The following is a 15189-nucleotide window of genomic DNA, read 5'->3' as shown; positions in this document are numbered from 1 at the left end:
CGTACCAATACCTCCTATACAATACGCGCCAATTTTTCTCCGGCTGCTGGACGTCGGGGGTGTTTTGAGTCCGGAAACCGAAGCGGAAAATTTGTGCCATGAGCTTTGAGCTGTTTGAAGAGTACTCCCTGGTGCTGGGAATTGGCGGCCTGATCCTGTTCATGATCTTTATCGTGTGGAATCTGGCCAAGGAGTCCAAAGCGGGGCGCTTTGGGACTTTTATCCTGTTTATCGCCCTTGGCCTGGGTTTGCTGGGCTTTGTGGTGAAAACCGTACTGGTTGAAGTTATGGGATTGGGCGGCCAGTAAGGCCTCAGTCGCTGCCCCTGCGCCATCCGCGCGGGACTGGGTACAGGGAGCGTTCACCGGAATTGTCTTATGCCGCTATTTGATCACCCCGAACTGAAGGTCCAGAAGGACCGTCGTGTCTGCCGCAACACCGATACCCGCATCGCAAAGTACAGTCGCCGGGGTTTGTTGTTCAGTCTGGCGGCATTTGCCATCGCTATTGCCATCGGTGAACTGCGCAGTATGGCTCCCAGGCTGGTACTGGTCCTGGCCATAGGGCTGGTGCTGGTCACTCTGGTGCGCGGCTACTATGTGTTCCGCTTTGAACAAATCTATGCCACCGGCCCGAAGCGCTGGCGGCACCGCTACTTCCTCGCCTCCACAATTGGCGCTATCTGGTGGGGCATCATTCTGTTCTGCCATGTATTCCTGTTGGGATTTTCACCTTCCACCCAATTCCTGTGGCTGTACACGGTCGTGTTCTGTGCGAGTGTGGCTTCGGTATTCGCACCTTATTACCGTTTTCTTACCTGGTTTTTTGCGGCTTCCCTGATTCCCGTTGCACTGCAGGGGTTTATGACCGGGGAGCTCCTCGGGGCGATTTACGGTGCGCTGACACTCGCCTTCGTGTGGCTGATGGCCCACCAGGCGCGTCGCGAGTCGGAAAACTACTGGGATCGGGTGGCGGCGATGCAGGAGTTGCAGCAAAAGGCAAGCAAGCTTGCCGCGGCACGTAAGAATTCAGATGCCGCGGTGGAAGTCACCAATGAGTTTCTGGTCAACGTGGGGCAGGAGTTCCGCAGTCAGCTGTCGGACTCACTGGGTGCGCTGGCGCTACTGGAGGGCGACCGGCTGTCTGAGCGCCAGCGGGAGTGGCTGCGGTTGGCGAAATACGCCAATAATCAACAGCTCAAACTGGTCGACAACGTAGGGATGTTCACCCGAGTGGCCCGCAAGGATATCCACTTGCGCAGAGCGCCGTTCAATCTGGTGCGCACTCTGGAAAAGTCGTTCAAAGTGGCCGCCCGCGCGGCCCAACGTCAGCGCCTCGAGTTCAATTTTCAGATCAGCGAGGATCTGCCAGTGATGGTGACTGGCGACAATCGCAAGACCGCCCAGCTGATCCGCAATCTGGTGGACTCTGCGACGGTAATCGCCCAAAGCGGCGAACTCTGGGGTGAGGCCGCATTCGAGCAGCTGAGCGCCGGGGAAGGGCAGTTGACCGTCAAGCTGAGCGATAACGGCTGCGGTGAAATTTTGCCAGACGAGTCCGAATTGTTCGGCGCGTTTTCGCGGCAGGACACCACTCAGGTCACGACCGGTCTCAGCCTGAATATTGCGAGGGGATTGGCGGAAGCCATGGGCGGTTTCCTGCAATTGCATTCGTCAGACGACGGCAACCGCTATCTCGCGGTGATCAAATTCGAGATTGAACCCAATCAGCGTATTTATCTCGAGCCGGATCGGCGCCTGCAGGACACAGAGGTGCTGCTATTGCACCAAAAGGGTCTGTTCGTTACTGGAATTGCGCAGATGCTGCAGTCATTCGGCATGGAAGTGACCAGCAAGAACTGGGCGGATGGCAGTACCGAGCCCACTGACGAGCTATTGCAGGCTGCGGCGCGAGGGCAGTTGGTGATTCTGGCGCCGGCCATGAGCGACTCTAGACTACTGAGCGGGGTGGCGCAGGTGATCAGTTCCGCCTCAGGTAAGTCTGCAGTGAGATTCCCGCTGTTGTGCCTGGGGAGTTTGGGGCACAAAAAGCATTTTGCGCCGCTCGCCGCAGTGTCTCCGGAAGCGCAGTATTTGCCGCGCCCGCTGACTCGCAAAGAATTCCATGATGCGCTGGTCGTGCGCCTGTTCGGCGGTGCCAAGAAAACCAGCCGCCGGGTGGTCTGCTCCGGTGCGGAGACCAGTCGCAAGCGTAAGCTGTTATTGATTGAAGAGTCCCGCCAGCACCAGGGAGTTACCGAAGAGATGTTGCAGGCGCTGGGATATCAGGTGGAGGTCGTGCCGTCGGTGGACGCGGCCATCGCCCAGTTGCCAGGCAAGAGCTATGACCTTCTGTTGGTGGACTGCCAGCAAAATACCGCTCACAGTGCGGAGATCATCGAGCGGCTGCGCCATTGGGAGAGTGAGTTCTCCCCCGATGACCGTCTGCCGATTATCGCCTTGACCAGTACCACGGAAGAGCAGTTTGAGGGGCGTTGTCTGGCGGCGGGGATGGATGACTTCCTCACCAAGCCCCTCAGTAAAGACAGTCTGTCGGAAACCCTGGAGCGTTGGCTCGGGGAGTGACCGATACCGTATCGGCAAAAGGGTGCTATTTCGCGGGCCGCGATAGCACCCTGATAGCCAAACAGTGAATCAGAGCTTGAATTCCGCCCATACCGGCGCGTGATCCGAGGGGCGTTCCATTCCGCGGATATCATAGTCGATGCCGGTTGCCACGCATTTCTCGGCAAGACACTGGCTGGCGAGAATCAGATCGATGCGCAGGCCCCGGCGTGGTTCGCGCTCAAAGCCGCGGCTGCGGTAATCGAACCAGCTGTACAGGTCATTGGTTTCCGGGTTCTGCGCCCGGAAGGTATCGACCAATCCCCAGCCCTGCAATTTTTCCAGCCATTCGCGCTCTTCCGGTAGAAAGCTGCACTTTCCATCTTTCAACCAGCGTTTGCGGTTGGGCTCGCCAATGCCGATGTCGAGGTCAGTGGGGGAAATATTCATATCCCCCACCACCAGCACCGGTGCATTCTTGTCACACTCACTATTCAGGTAGGCATCCAGGTCGGCGTAGTACTTGCGCTTGGCCGGAAACTTGATTGGATGCTCGCGGTTTTCTCCCTGCGGGAAGTAGCCGTTGATCACGGTAAGTGGCTTGTCGGCGCCGATGTCGAACTGTCCCGCAACCAGGCGGCGCTGGGCATCGTCGGTATCGGTGGGAAAACCATATTGCTTTTTCAGAAATGGGTAGCGGGAGAGCAGGGCGACACCATAGTGGGTTTTCTGGCCGAAGTAGATCACCTCGTACCCGAGATCCCGCATGACATCGAGTGGGAATTCCTCGTCCGTAACCTTGGTTTCCTGCAAGCCGATGATATCCGGCGAATGGGTCTGCACCAGCGCTTCCATCTGATGCAGGCGCGCACGAATGCTGTTGACGTTAAATGAGATAACTTTCAATTCTTCCCTCCCCTAAATTCTCAAAAAACCAAAGCCCGGGATTCGTCGTGCGAATGCCGGGCCTGGCGTGATTCAGGGCCGGTTTGCCCGGCCTGTTTTTGTTTACAACTCAGTCGAAGTTGGCAACCTGCGGTGAACTGCTACGTTTGGTGAGCCCGATGAAGTCTGCCATGATAAAGCCGGCTTCGTTCAGCACGGGGTCATCTTCCAGAGTGATTTCCACTGGCCCGCCGACTGGCTCGGTATCTTCGGATTCACTTTTCTCAAGCGCCTCGAAACTCTCGTAAGGCTCAAGGCCTTTGGCGAGGCGGCGTTTGTTCTCCATCGCCAGGACGTCCTGATTCATCTGTTCGCGCTCCTGTTCGCGCACCGATTCATTCAGGGATACGGCTTTCTTGTTGGTCTGGTCGATCTGATACTTGAACTGCTCGCGCAGGTACACGAAATCCGGATCGGTTTCCGTGCGTTTTTCGTGCTTGCGGGTCAGCTCAGGCAGCATTTCTTTCAGGTTGAAATACTTGGCGTGGCGCACTGCGTGGATACGGTCCCAGGGCAGGGCGGTATCGTAGGCGCTCTCACCGACGCTTTCGCTGTCGATCAACTGCGGCATGCTGATATCCGGAGACACACCCGCGTGCTGAGTGCTGTCACCGGAAACCCGGTAGAACTTCGACTGGGTGATCTTCAGCTGACCTTCTTTGAGCGGTGCCATAGTTTGCACCGTGCCTTTGCCGAATGACTGGTTGCCCACTACAAGGCCGCGATTGTAGTCCTGAATGGCGCCGGCAAAAATTTCCGATGCGGATGCAGACAGACGGTTGATCAGGACTATTAGCGGGCCGCGATACATGGCGCGGGAGCGCGAGCGGTTGTGGCGGGAGATCTGCTCATTGGCGTGGCGAATTTGCACCACCGGGCCCTGATCGATAAAGAGGTCGGTCAGCATGGTGGCTTCCTGCAGGGAGCCGCCGCCGTTGTTGCGCAGGTCCAATACCACACCGTCCACACCTTCTTTTTCCAGCTCATCCAGCAGGCGGGCTACGTCGCGGGTGGTGCTCTTGTAGTTCGGATCGCGGCGACGATAGGCCTCGAAATCGATATAAAACGTGGGCAGGTTGATCACACCGACTTTGTAGGTCTGGTCGCCCTCGGTGAATTCAAACACGGCTTTCTTCGCCGCCTGGTCTTCCAGTTTCACCTTGCTGCGCTGGATGGTGATGGTGCGGTGCGTGCCGTCGCCACCGGTGGGAATGGTTTCAAGGCGGACGTAGCTGCCAGCGGCGCCGCGGATCAGGTCCACCACGTCGTCCAGGCGCCAGCCGACCACGTCGACCATTTCGCCTTCCTTGTCCTGACCCACAGCCACGATCTTGTCGTTCGGCTTGATCTTGCCGGTGCGATCGGCGGGGCCACCGGCCACAAGGCGTGCAACCTTGGTGTACTCGTCTTCCATTTGCAGCACGGCGCCGATACCTTCCAGCGACAGCGACATGCTCATGTTGAAGTTTTCCAGCGAGCGCGGCGACAGATAATTGCTGTGCGGGTCGTACAGGCGGGTGAGGGAGTTCATGTAGAGCTCAAACACGTCGTCTGAATTTTGCTGGCCCAGGCGCTTGAGCTGGCCCTTGTAGCGGCGCTTCAGCAAGTCGGCGATTTCATCATCGGTTTTTCCCGTGAGACGCAGGCTCAACACGCTGCCCTTCATACGCTTGCGCCAGAGATCATCCGCAGCGCTTATGGACTGCGGCCACTGGCTGTCTTCCCGGTCCAGTTCGAGGGATTCGTTGACGCTGAAGTCGTATTTCGGCAGGCCGTTGTCCAGCTGGGAAATGATGTTATTGAGGCGATCAGACACTCGAAGGCGATAGCGGTTGTAGATCGCAAATCCGCGATCCACATTGCCGGCCTTCAGGTCGTCGTCAAGCTTGGTGCGCCACTGGCGAAACTCATCAATATCTGAAGAGAGGAAGTAGCTTTTACTCGGATCGAGACTGTCGATGTACTCGTCCCAGAGCCCCGAGGACATTTCGTCGCCCACCTTGAGCTTGTTGTAGTGCAGCATCTCAAGCTTGCTGACGATCTCGCGGGCGGTGCCCCCCTGGTCTTGATGGGGTTTGAGATCTTCGATTTCCGCCAGTGCGAGTGGCGAGATGAGTACCAGGAAGGAAAAGGAAAGGCCGGAAACCAATGCGGCTATTCGGTTGCTAAGCATAAGGAGTCTCTTTATACGTCCTACTTCAAGGCGCCCCACTGGCTGAACGGCCGGAAGAGGGCTTCCGGGCAGTGGCGACTTATAGCTTAGGACAAGTATAAAGGCTGAAAGCTCCGAAAGGCATGCAATGCTTCCGATACAAGGCGAAAGGTGTCCTCTTTGCGCTGATCTGTAAAACGTTTTTGCCGCCACCAGCGAATGGTCGATGGGAAATTACTCAGTCTGCCACTGACGGGTGTTCAAAATTTCAGCAGGCCCCGGGGGTTGGTGCACAAAACTCGATCAACCGAGGCTGTTCTGCGATAGGGCGCGCGCCACTGCCATATTTGCCCTGCACAATACCCCCTCACGCTGTTGCCTGCTGGCAAGTGTCGGTCAGACCCTCTGGATCAGGCGTGGACGGCCTGTTTACACAGGTGGCGGGAGGTTTGCAGCATCTCGATCATCGCCTCCACGTGGCGGGCGCCCACCTCGGCGATGTTGAACGCCTCGGTATTCATCAGCCACTCCTGTAGCAGGCCGAGAATACCGGCGTGTATTACCGGTACCACCACCTGGATATCCAGGTCTGCTGGCAACTGCCCGACGGACACGGCGTTTTCAATCAGGTTGCGCAGGCGCACAGTGCCCTCCGCGTGCCCCTGGGCACAGCGCTGGTTGATCTCACCGTTTTCCGGCACCCATTCGCAGCGCATCAGGATGATGGTGAAAATTCTGCGCAACTGCTCATTGGCCATTAGTTCCCGATACAGGAACAGCCAGCGCGTACGCAGTTCGCCGAGGGGGTCGCAGGACTGCTGCGGCGCCTGGCAGAGGGATTCGTCTGGCAGCTGGATGCGATCGGCAAGAGCACTGAACAGATCGGTCTTGTTTTGGAAGTGGCCGTATACCGCACCGCGAGTGACGCCCGCCAACTCGGCGATTTCCGAGAGGGAGGGGCGGGAAACGCCCCGCTGGTCAAAGACTTCAATTGCCGCGTCGAGAATCCGTTCGCGGGTTTCCTGTGCGTCTTCCTTTGTGCGTTTGGCCATTGTTACTACCTGATTGATCGGTGTGGGCTGCCCACACACCGGCTCGGCCAGTTGCGTGGAAGTTCAAGCGGGCCCGGGAGGGGCCAGTGAGCGCGGCGTTGATCTTACTTTACATTCACGCATGAATAAATACTTGATATTCATTCATGAATGTATTTAAATTCGGGCCAAGTCGTCATTAAGTCATATATGTCTGGTGACTCATTTCTCTTTCGAACTGACCGGGTATTCAGTCAGCCCGTCACGGTCGTTTGAGTGCATCGCTCTCGGACTGGTCCATCAGGTCCAGGCCGAGGGCGCTGTTTTTTATCAAGAATTTAATCTTCAGTGGTGCCTGCCTGGGCGCCGGTATGGATGCAATTACGAGGTCGTCATGTTGCAGAAGAAGAAGTCGCTGATCTCCGGCAGCCTGTTGCTTGTCGTAGCACTGTTGTCAGCCTGCGGAGAAGAACAGCAGGCCATGCAGGGACACGCGCCACAGGTTACCGTCGTTACCCTCACCACCGAACCCGTCACCCTGACCCGTCAACTGCCGGGGCGCACCAATCCCTACAAAGTGGCGGAAGTGCGTCCCCAGGTGGACGGCATCGTCAAAAGCCAGCTGTTTAAAGAAGGCGGTCTGGTAGAGGCGGGGGGCGCCCTGTATCAACTGGATGATGCCCGCTACCAGGCGGATTACGACAGCGCCCGCGCTTCGCTGGAGCGAGCACAAGCCTCGCTGAATGTTGCAAAGCTGCAGGCGGATCGTACTCAAGCCCTGGTAAAGACCGGCGCTGTGAGCAAGCAGGACAACGATTCCGCGGTTGCCGCATTGCAACAGGCCAAGGCCGATGTGGCGGCGGCAAAGGCCGCGGTGCAGCGCAGCAAGGTGACGCTGGATTTCGCCCGGATCAGTGCGCCGATCAGCGGCCGCATTGGGATCTCTTCCGTTACCCAGGGTGCCCTGGTGACCACCAATCAGGCGACCGCGCTGGCGACTATCCAGCAGCTGGACCCTATCTATGTGGACCTGACCCAGTCGGTCAGCGAGCTGCTCAACCTGCGCAAGGCGCTGGCAGCGGGCACCATGGAGAGCACCGACGATCTGCCAGTGACCATCCTGCTGGAAGACGGCAGTCCCTATCCCCACGCTGGCAAACTCGCATTCTCTGAAGTGAGTGTCGACCCGACTACCGGCAGTGTGCGGTTGCGTGTGGTGGTGCCGAACCCGGAACACACGCTGCTGCCGGGCATGTATGTGCGCGCCTCGGTGGGCAGTGGCCAGCGTGAAAACGCCATCCTGGTGCCGCAGCAGGGCATTGCCCGCGATCCGAAGGGCAATACCACTGCGATGGTGGTGGGCGAAGGCAACACCGTAGAGGTGCGTCCGGTGCAGGTATCCCAGACCGTGGGAAGTTCCTGGCTGGTGGAAAGCGGCCTGAAGGCGGGCGATCGCGTGATCGTTGAAGGGCTGCAGAAAGTCCGCCCCGGTGTGGTGGTGAATCCGGGTGAGGCCGCCGCTCCAGCGCCGGTGGATCTGCCTGCGCCATCCAATCAATCTGCGGAACGCAAAACCGAACAAGCACAGAGCGACGCCAGCAAGGGGTAATAGCGATGGCAGGATTTTTCATTGATCGCCCAATTTTTGCCTGGGTGATCGCTATAGTCGTGATGCTGTTTGGCAGCCTTGCGATATCCAAATTGCCGGTAGAACGCTACCCGGATATCGCCCCGCCAGTGGTTTCCATCAGTGGCGCCTATCCGGGTGCCTCCGCCAAGGTGATTGAGGACTCGGTGACCCAGGTGATCGAGCAGAACATGAAAGGCCTCGATGGCCTGCTGTACATGTCTGCCACCAGCCAGTCCATCGGCACGGCGGAAGTCACCCTGACGTTCGCCAATGGCACCGATCCGGATATTGCGCAGGTTCAGGTGCAGAACAAGCTGCAGCTGGCCATGCCGCTGTTGCCGGAGATCGTGCAGCGCCAGGGTTTGACGGTAGGTAAAGGGCGCGCCGGCTTCCTGATGGTGGCGGGCTTTGTGTCTACCGACGGCAGCATGAAGAAAGAGGACATTGCAGACTATGTGGTGTCCAACCTCGTCGACCCGCTCAGTCGTGTGCCCGGCGTGGGTAGCATCCAGGTGTTTGGTTCCAAGTACGCCATGCGTATCTGGCTGGACCCAAACAAGCTCGATGCCTACAAGCTCACGCCCACCGACATTATGACGTCCGTACGCAATCAGAACTCCCAGGTGGCTATCGGCAGCCTCGGCGGCACCCCGGCGGTGGACGGCCAACAGCTTACCGCGAGCATCACCGCGCAGAGCCGTATGCAGACACCGGAAGAGTTCCGCAATGTGGTTCTGCGGGCGAACCCCGACGGCTCCGTGTTGACGCTCGGTGATGTGGCGCGGGTGGAAATGGGTACTGAGAGTTACGACTTCCTGACCCGTTATAACCGTGCGCCCGCCACCGGTGTGGCGATTTCCCTGGCCACTGGTGCTAACGCCCTGGAAACTGCCGAGGCCGTCAAGGCCAAACTGGCGGAGTTGAGCCCCAACTTTCCCACCGGTCTGAAAACAGTGATTCCGTTTGATACCACTCCGTTTGTGGAAGTATCGATCAAGGGCGTGATCCAGACGCTGGTGGAAGCGGTCATCCTGGTCTTCCTGGTGATGTTGCTGTTCCTGCAAAACCTGCGCGCCACCATCATTCCGACCATCGCGGTGCCTGTCGTACTGCTGGGTACTTTCGGGGTGCTTTCGGTGCTCGGTTTTTCCGTAAACATGCTCACCATGTTTGCCATGGTGCTCGCGATTGGCCTGCTGGTGGACGACGCCATTGTGGTGGTGGAAAACGTCGAGCGGGTGATGCACGAGGAGAAACTCTCTGCCAAGGAAGCGACCAAGAAATCCATGAAGCAGATTACCGGCGCACTGATCGGTATCGGTGTGGTGCTGTCGGCAGTATTCGTGCCTATGGCGTTTATGGATGGCTCCACCGGCATTATCTATCGCCAGTTCTCGGCAACCATTGTTGCCGCCATGACGTTCTCGGTGATCGTTGCCATCGTGCTGACGCCGGCGCTCTGCGCCACCATGCTCAAACCGGGTTCCCACGGCAGCCAGAAGGGTTTCTTCGGCTGGTTCAACCGCAGTTTTGATCGCAGCGCGGCCTCTTATCAGCGCGGTGTGCGCGGTATTCTCGCCCGCAGTGGCCGGTTTATGGTGCTCTTTGTGCTGTTGAGCGCAGTGATGGTATTCCTGTTCGTGCGCTCACCCAGTTCCTTCCTGCCGGAAGAGGACCAGGGTGTGCTGTTCTCGCTGGTACAGACGCCGGTGGGCGCGACCCAGGAGCGCACGATGGAATCGGTCGAGAAACTCGAGGATCACTTCCTCAACAATGAAGCCAACCTGGTGGAGTCCGTATTCTCGGTGCAGGGCTTCAGTTTTGCCGGTAGCGGCCAGAACAACGCGATGGCCTTCATCAAGTTGAAAGACTGGGACGAACGCGAAGAAGAGTCCGAGCAGGCCAATGCTGTTGCCATGCGCGGTATGGGCGCCCTGAGCCAGATCAAGGACGCGATTGCCTACGCCTTCTCGCCGCCTGCCATGCCGGAACTGGGTACCTCTGCCGGTTTCGCGATGTACCTTCAGGACAATGCGAACCAGGGGCACGAGGCGCTGATCAACGCGCGCAACCAGTTGCTGGGAATGGCCGCACAGAGCCCGCTGTTGACCGGCGTGCGCCCGAACGGCCAGGAAGATACACCTCAGTTCAAACTGAAAGTAAACAATGCCAAAGCGTCTGCGCTGGGTGTTTCCATCGGCGATATCAACAGCACTCTCGGCGTTGCCTGGGGCGGTCAGTATATCGACGACTTCATCGACCGCGGCCGTATCAAGCGTGTGTACATGCAGGCGGATGCGCCGTTCCGTATGAACCCGGAAGACTTCCGTCTGTGGTCCGTGCGCAACAGCAACGGCGAGATGGTGCCGGTATCTTCCTTCGCCACGTTTGACTGGGAGTACGGCTCGCCGCGCCTGGAGCGCTACAACGGTGTACCGGCGGTACAGATCCAGGGGCAGGGCGCACCCGGTGTGAGTTCCGGTGAAGCCATGGCGGAAATGGAGCGTCTTGTCAGCCAGCTTCCGGAAGGCTTCGGCCTCGAGTGGACTGCACTTTCCTATCAAGAGCAGCAGGCCGGCTCGCAGACCACGCTGTTGTATGTGCTGTCGGTGCTGATCGTGTTCCTGTGCCTCGCGGCACTGTATGAGAGCTGGACGGTACCGACCGCGGTTCTGTTGGTTGCCCCGCTGGGTATCCTCGGTGCGATTCTTGCGAGCAACCTGCGCGGCTTCGAACGCGACATCTACTTCCAGGTGGCCATGCTCACCACCGTGGGCCTGACCAGCAAGAATGCGATTTTGATTGTGGAGTTTGCCAAGCAGAACCTGGAAGCGGGTATGGAGCTGATTGAGGCCACCATGCACGCGGTGCGCGACCGCCTGCGCCCGATCATCATGACCTCGCTGGCGTTCGGTCTCGGTGTGTTGCCGCTGGCGATCGCCTCCGGCGCCGGCTCCGGCGCGCAGCAGGCCATCGGTACCGGCGTGCTGGGGGGCATGATCGTGGGCACACTGCTGGGTATTTTCTTCATCCCGCTGTTCTTTGTGGTGGTGCAGAAACTGTTCGGTGGCAAACAGGCCGCGAGCGACAGCGAAGATATTGCCGCTAAGCTCGCGCTGGACACCAAATCGCCCGAACCGCGCACAGAGACCGCGTAACGGGAAACCGCCGCGGCGGAATTGACCAGACTGTAAACCTTGGCCGGGTAATGCTTCAGCAGCCCGGCCTTTTTTGTTCCACGATGACTGCAGCCAGGCAGTAGCTTTATTTTCCAAGGCTCCAAATTGTCCGTGAGATTTACACTCGTAAACCCGGTAGACTGCAGCGATGACAAAGAAATCCGGACACTCTCAACTACACGGCAACCTCGCGATTGGTGGCAACGGCAAAGCGTCGTTCGCCGGCCAGCAGGCGCAATTACTGCGGGCCATTGCGCAGTGTGGTTCGATCTCTGCCGCGGCAAAGGCGGTGGGCATCAGCTACAAAACCGCATGGGATCGCATCGACGCCATGAACAATCTCTCCAGTGCGCCGCTGGTGGTGCGCAGTGCTGGTGGCTCACTGGGTGGCGGTACTGCACTCACGGAGATGGGGGAAAAAGTGTTGCGCGGATTTTCCGCACTGGAAGAAGAGCACGCGCTATTTGTCGAGCGCCTCGGGCGCAAGGTGCGGGAGTTTGCGGATGTTGCTGAATTTGCGGGAACCATGACAATGAAGACTAGCGCGCGCAACCAGTTTCGCGGCATGGTAACCAAGATCAAAGCCGGTGCGGTGAATGCCGAGGTGATCCTAGATATCGGTGCCGGGCAGCCTCTCGTGGCGGTAATCACTGATGAAAGTGTCAGCACGCTCGGCCTGGAAACCGGTATCAGCGCGCTGGCACTGGTCAAGGCCTCCTGGGTCATCCTGGCCAAAGAGGCGGTCCTGAAAACCAGCGCGCGCAATCAGTTCCGCGGACGTGTGAGCCGTATCGAACCGGGTGCAGTGAACAGCGATGTATCCCTCGATCTCGGCAATGGCAAATCCATCGGTGCCATCATCACCAACGAAAGTGTAAATGAGATGGCGCTGGCGGTGGGGGATGAGGCCAGTGCTTTCTTCAAGGCGTCTAGCGTGATTTTGATGATGGAGTGATTTTCTGTAGCTAACGAACAATGGCAACGGATTTGATCTGCGCCCAGAGTTCACTTCCTTTCGTGATTTTCAATTGCTGTAGGGATCTGCGGGTGATGCGTGCAATCAGGCACGTCTCTGTGGTTGTGCTGGCGTTTTGCATTTTTGGTTCAAGGCGCATCAAAACCATGGCTGGGTCGCTGTCCGCCGTTATTTCCTGTACCCGCACCGGCAACCGATTGAGAATACTGGTGCGCGTATGGGCATCCAGGGAGAGACTGATGTCGCGGGCGAGAATACGCACGCGAATAGGTTCGCCAATCGCCTCACCGCTGTCCCGCAGCCACAAGTCCCCGCCGTGAAACTGCACCCGTGCCAGGCGCCACTCACTGCTGCGCTCGGCAATTCGCGCGTCAACCACTACTCCCAGGTCATCGCCCAACGGTACCGGAAAATCTGTGCGCGAGAGAACCGCGGATGCCAGTCCCTCGCGTACAATTTTGCCGTCTTCCATCAGCAACAAATGGTCTGCGAGGCGGGCAATTTCCTCGACGGCATGGCTGACATAGAGTATTGGGATATCCAGCGTGCGGTGCAGTTTTTCCAGATAGGGCAGGATTTCCCGTTTGCGCATCTGGTCGAGGGACGCGAGTGGTTCATCCATCAACAGCAGGCTGGGTTTGATCAGCAATGCCCGAGCAATGGCAACACGTTGTTGCTCGCCACCGGATAGCGCAGCAGGCCGCTGGCCGAGTAGATGCTCGATTCCCATCAGTGCAATGATCTGTTCATATTCCGTCGGTGAAACCGATTTCCAGGCACGCTTGCGCGCAAACAACAGGTTGCGTTCAGCGGTCAGGTGGGGGAAAAGACTGGGTTGTTGGAAGACAAACCCCAGCGGGCGCTGGTGTACCGGCAGTGTTTTTTCCATTCCCTGCCACACTTCCCCCTTGACCGAGAGGCTGCCATTTTTACAAAACTGCAACCCGGCGATACAGCGGAGCAGGGTGGTCTTGCCGGAGCCGGAGGATCCGAAGATACCGGTCACACCGCGTCCCGGAATATCCAGCTTCACGTCCAGGGTGAATTGCCGCTCGTTGTCACCGCGTGGCAAGGGAAGGTGGAAATACCCGCGAATCCTTGTCGCCGGTGAAGTAAGGAGGTCGGGATCAAATCCCATAGGGCGTTCCTAACGCAGATTTGCGCTGCTGCAGCAGGTACAGTGCAAGCAGCACGACAAATGAAAAGCCGACCATCACCGCAGACAGCCAGTGTGCCTGAGCGTATTCGAGCGCTTCCACGTGATCGTAGATCTGTACCGATACCACTCGGGTTTCACCGGGAATATTCCCGCCGATCATCAGTACCACACCGAATTCACCCACCGTATGAGCAAAACCCAATACGGACGCGGTGAGAATACCGGGTTTGGCGAGTGGCAGCGTTACACTCCAGAACCGGTCCCAGAGGCTGGCGCGCAGTGTTGCCGCGACTTCTGAAGGGCGCGCGCCTTGCGCCTCAATGGCGTTGCGGATCGGCTGGACCACAAACGGCAGTGAATAAATTACGGAAGCCACCACCAACCCCCAAAATGTAAACGGCAGGGTGCCGAGCCCCAGCGTCTCGGTAAGCTGGCCAATGGGGCCGGATGGCCCCATGAACATAAGCAGGTAGAAACCGATCACGGTGGGCGGCAACACCAGTGGCAGTGCTACCAGAGCGCTCACGGGGCCCTTTGCCAGGGATCGGGTATTTGCGAGCCACAACGCGAGAGGCGTGCCAATAATCAATAGCAGGATTGTAACGGTGGTGGCCAGGCGCAGTGTCAGCCAGATGGCCGCGAGGTCGTCATCTGTCAGCATTATCGCGCCCGTTACCGTCTTGTGGCGGAGTACTGTATCCGTAGGCGCGGATGATCTCTTTCGCCTCGGCACTCTGTATGTAAGTCCAGAATTCACGCAGTGCTGGCGCGTTGGCGCCGCGCTTCAGTACCACGGCATCCTGCCGGATCGGGTTGTAGAGCTGTGCGGGCACAATCCAGGCTGAGCCCTCCGCGACCTTTCTGTTTTCCAGAATCTGCGACAGTGCCACCATGCCGAGGTCCGCATTACCGCTCGCGACAAACTGGTAGGTCTGGGAGATGTTCTCACCGTGTACCCAGTGCGCTCTGGTTTGCTCTTCCAGCTGCAAGTGCTGAAGCACTTCGACCGCCGCTGCGCCATACGGCGCCAGCTTCGGGTTGGCCAGTGCGAGTTTGCGGAATTCGCCGCGTTTTAGCACTTCACCCTCGGCGTCAACAAGCTCGGGCTTCCGGGACCACAGAGCCAGCTTGCCTTCTGCATAGGTAAAGCGGCTACTGGCATCGGCAAGTTCCAGCTCTACCAATTTGGCGGGCTTCGCCTGATCCGCAGAGAAGAACGCATGGTAGGGAGCGCCGTGGCTGATTTGCGCGAAGAACTTTCCCGATGAGCCGAAGGATAATTTGAGCTTGTGCCCGCTGCGGGCCTCGAACTGCCGCGCAAGTTCCTGCATCGGCGCGGTGAAATTCGAAGCCACGGCCACGGTCAGCTCGTCAGCGCGCGCGCTGCCTGCCAGTATCACCGCAAGCGCAAGCAGACCTTTCATCACCAGCATGTTGCGCTGCATGACAATACCCCACAGTGACCTTCGCACTTCAATTCTCCTTGAGTGGACAGGCGTGGCTAAATAATCTGCCACCGCTATATAGTCATGTATATAGCGGGCCAGATCAAG

The 15189-nt window shown here is 58.3% G+C and carries 11 protein-coding genes; 5 read left to right on the top strand and 6 right to left on the bottom strand.

Annotation, left to right across the window (positions count from 1 at the left end; all coding sequences use genetic code 11):
* Nucleotides 1-98 precede the first annotated feature (98 nt).
* Together FDY93_RS13880 and FDY93_RS13875 are read left to right on the top strand one after the other, a co-directional pair.
* Complete coding sequence (locus FDY93_RS13880; protein WP_138236347.1) at nt 99-308, top strand: DUF2788 domain-containing protein; 210 nt, start codon at nt 99-101, stop codon at nt 306-308.
* Nucleotides 309-377: 69 nt separating this feature from the next.
* Entirely contained in the window at nt 378-2585 is a 2208-nt protein-coding gene (locus tag FDY93_RS13875; RefSeq protein WP_138236346.1) for a hybrid sensor histidine kinase/response regulator, read from the top strand.
* Nucleotides 2586-2654: 69 nt separating this feature from the next.
* Here FDY93_RS13875 and xthA read toward each other — a convergent pair whose 3' ends face one another.
* The 3 genes from xthA to FDY93_RS13860 all read right to left on the bottom strand — a co-directional run bounded on the left by xthA (nt 2655) and on the right by FDY93_RS13860 (nt 6713).
* Nucleotides 2655-3470: an exodeoxyribonuclease III gene (gene xthA / locus FDY93_RS13870; RefSeq protein WP_138236345.1), complete on the bottom strand. Its 816-nt coding sequence runs from the start codon at nt 3468-3470 to the stop codon at nt 2655-2657.
* Nucleotides 3471-3579: 109 nt separating this feature from the next.
* The gene (locus FDY93_RS13865; RefSeq protein ID WP_138236344.1) at nt 3580-5682 is read right to left on the bottom strand and encodes a carboxy terminal-processing peptidase; all 2103 of its coding nucleotides are present in this window, start codon (nt 5680-5682) and stop codon (nt 3580-3582) included.
* Between the two features lie 389 nt (nt 5683-6071).
* A complete protein-coding gene (locus FDY93_RS13860) occupies nt 6072-6713 on the bottom strand; it encodes a TetR family transcriptional regulator (RefSeq protein ID WP_138236343.1) in 642 nt (213 codons plus the stop codon).
* A gap of 373 nt (nt 6714-7086) precedes the next feature.
* On the opposite strand from FDY93_RS13860, the gene FDY93_RS13855 reads away from it, so the two are divergent.
* From FDY93_RS13855 to FDY93_RS13845, 3 genes are all read left to right on the top strand, one after another.
* Nucleotides 7087-8301, top strand: coding sequence for an efflux RND transporter periplasmic adaptor subunit (locus FDY93_RS13855; RefSeq protein WP_138236342.1), 1215 nt, complete (start codon nt 7087-7089; stop codon nt 8299-8301).
* A 5-nt stretch (nt 8302-8306) separates the two neighbouring features.
* Entirely contained in the window at nt 8307-11480 is a 3174-nt protein-coding gene (locus tag FDY93_RS13850) for an efflux RND transporter permease subunit (RefSeq protein ID WP_138236341.1), read from the top strand.
* A gap of 169 nt (nt 11481-11649) precedes the next feature.
* Nucleotides 11650-12456: a TOBE domain-containing protein gene (locus FDY93_RS13845; RefSeq protein ID WP_138236340.1), complete on the top strand. Its 807-nt coding sequence runs from the start codon at nt 11650-11652 to the stop codon at nt 12454-12456.
* A gap of 10 nt (nt 12457-12466) precedes the next feature.
* Here the strand turns inward: FDY93_RS13845 and modC are convergent, their stop codons facing one another.
* From modC to modA, 3 genes are read right to left on the bottom strand one after another with little or no spacing between them, the layout of a single operon-like run.
* Nucleotides 12467-13615 (bottom strand): molybdenum ABC transporter ATP-binding protein, encoded by a 1149-nt coding sequence (gene modC, locus FDY93_RS13840; RefSeq protein ID WP_138236339.1) that lies wholly within the window; start codon nt 13613-13615, stop codon nt 12467-12469.
* Complete coding sequence (modB, locus tag FDY93_RS13835; RefSeq protein ID WP_220446197.1) at nt 13605-14297, bottom strand: molybdate ABC transporter permease subunit; 693 nt, start codon at nt 14295-14297, stop codon at nt 13605-13607. Before modB ends, modC begins: the two co-directional genes overlap by 11 nt.
* Nucleotides 14284-15108 carry a molybdate ABC transporter substrate-binding protein gene (modA, locus tag FDY93_RS13830; protein WP_246068584.1) on the bottom strand — a complete coding sequence of 275 codons (825 nt, stop codon included), beginning with the start codon at nt 15106-15108 and terminating at the stop codon, nt 14284-14286. The genes modB and modA overlap by 14 nt, the downstream gene beginning before the upstream one ends.
* Nucleotides 15109-15189 lie beyond the last annotated feature (81 nt).

Source organism: Microbulbifer harenosus, assembly GCF_005771435.1.
Classification (GTDB): Bacteria; Pseudomonadota; Gammaproteobacteria; order Pseudomonadales; family Cellvibrionaceae; genus Microbulbifer; species Microbulbifer harenosus.
This window is presented reverse-complemented; position numbering and strand designations above follow the sequence as displayed.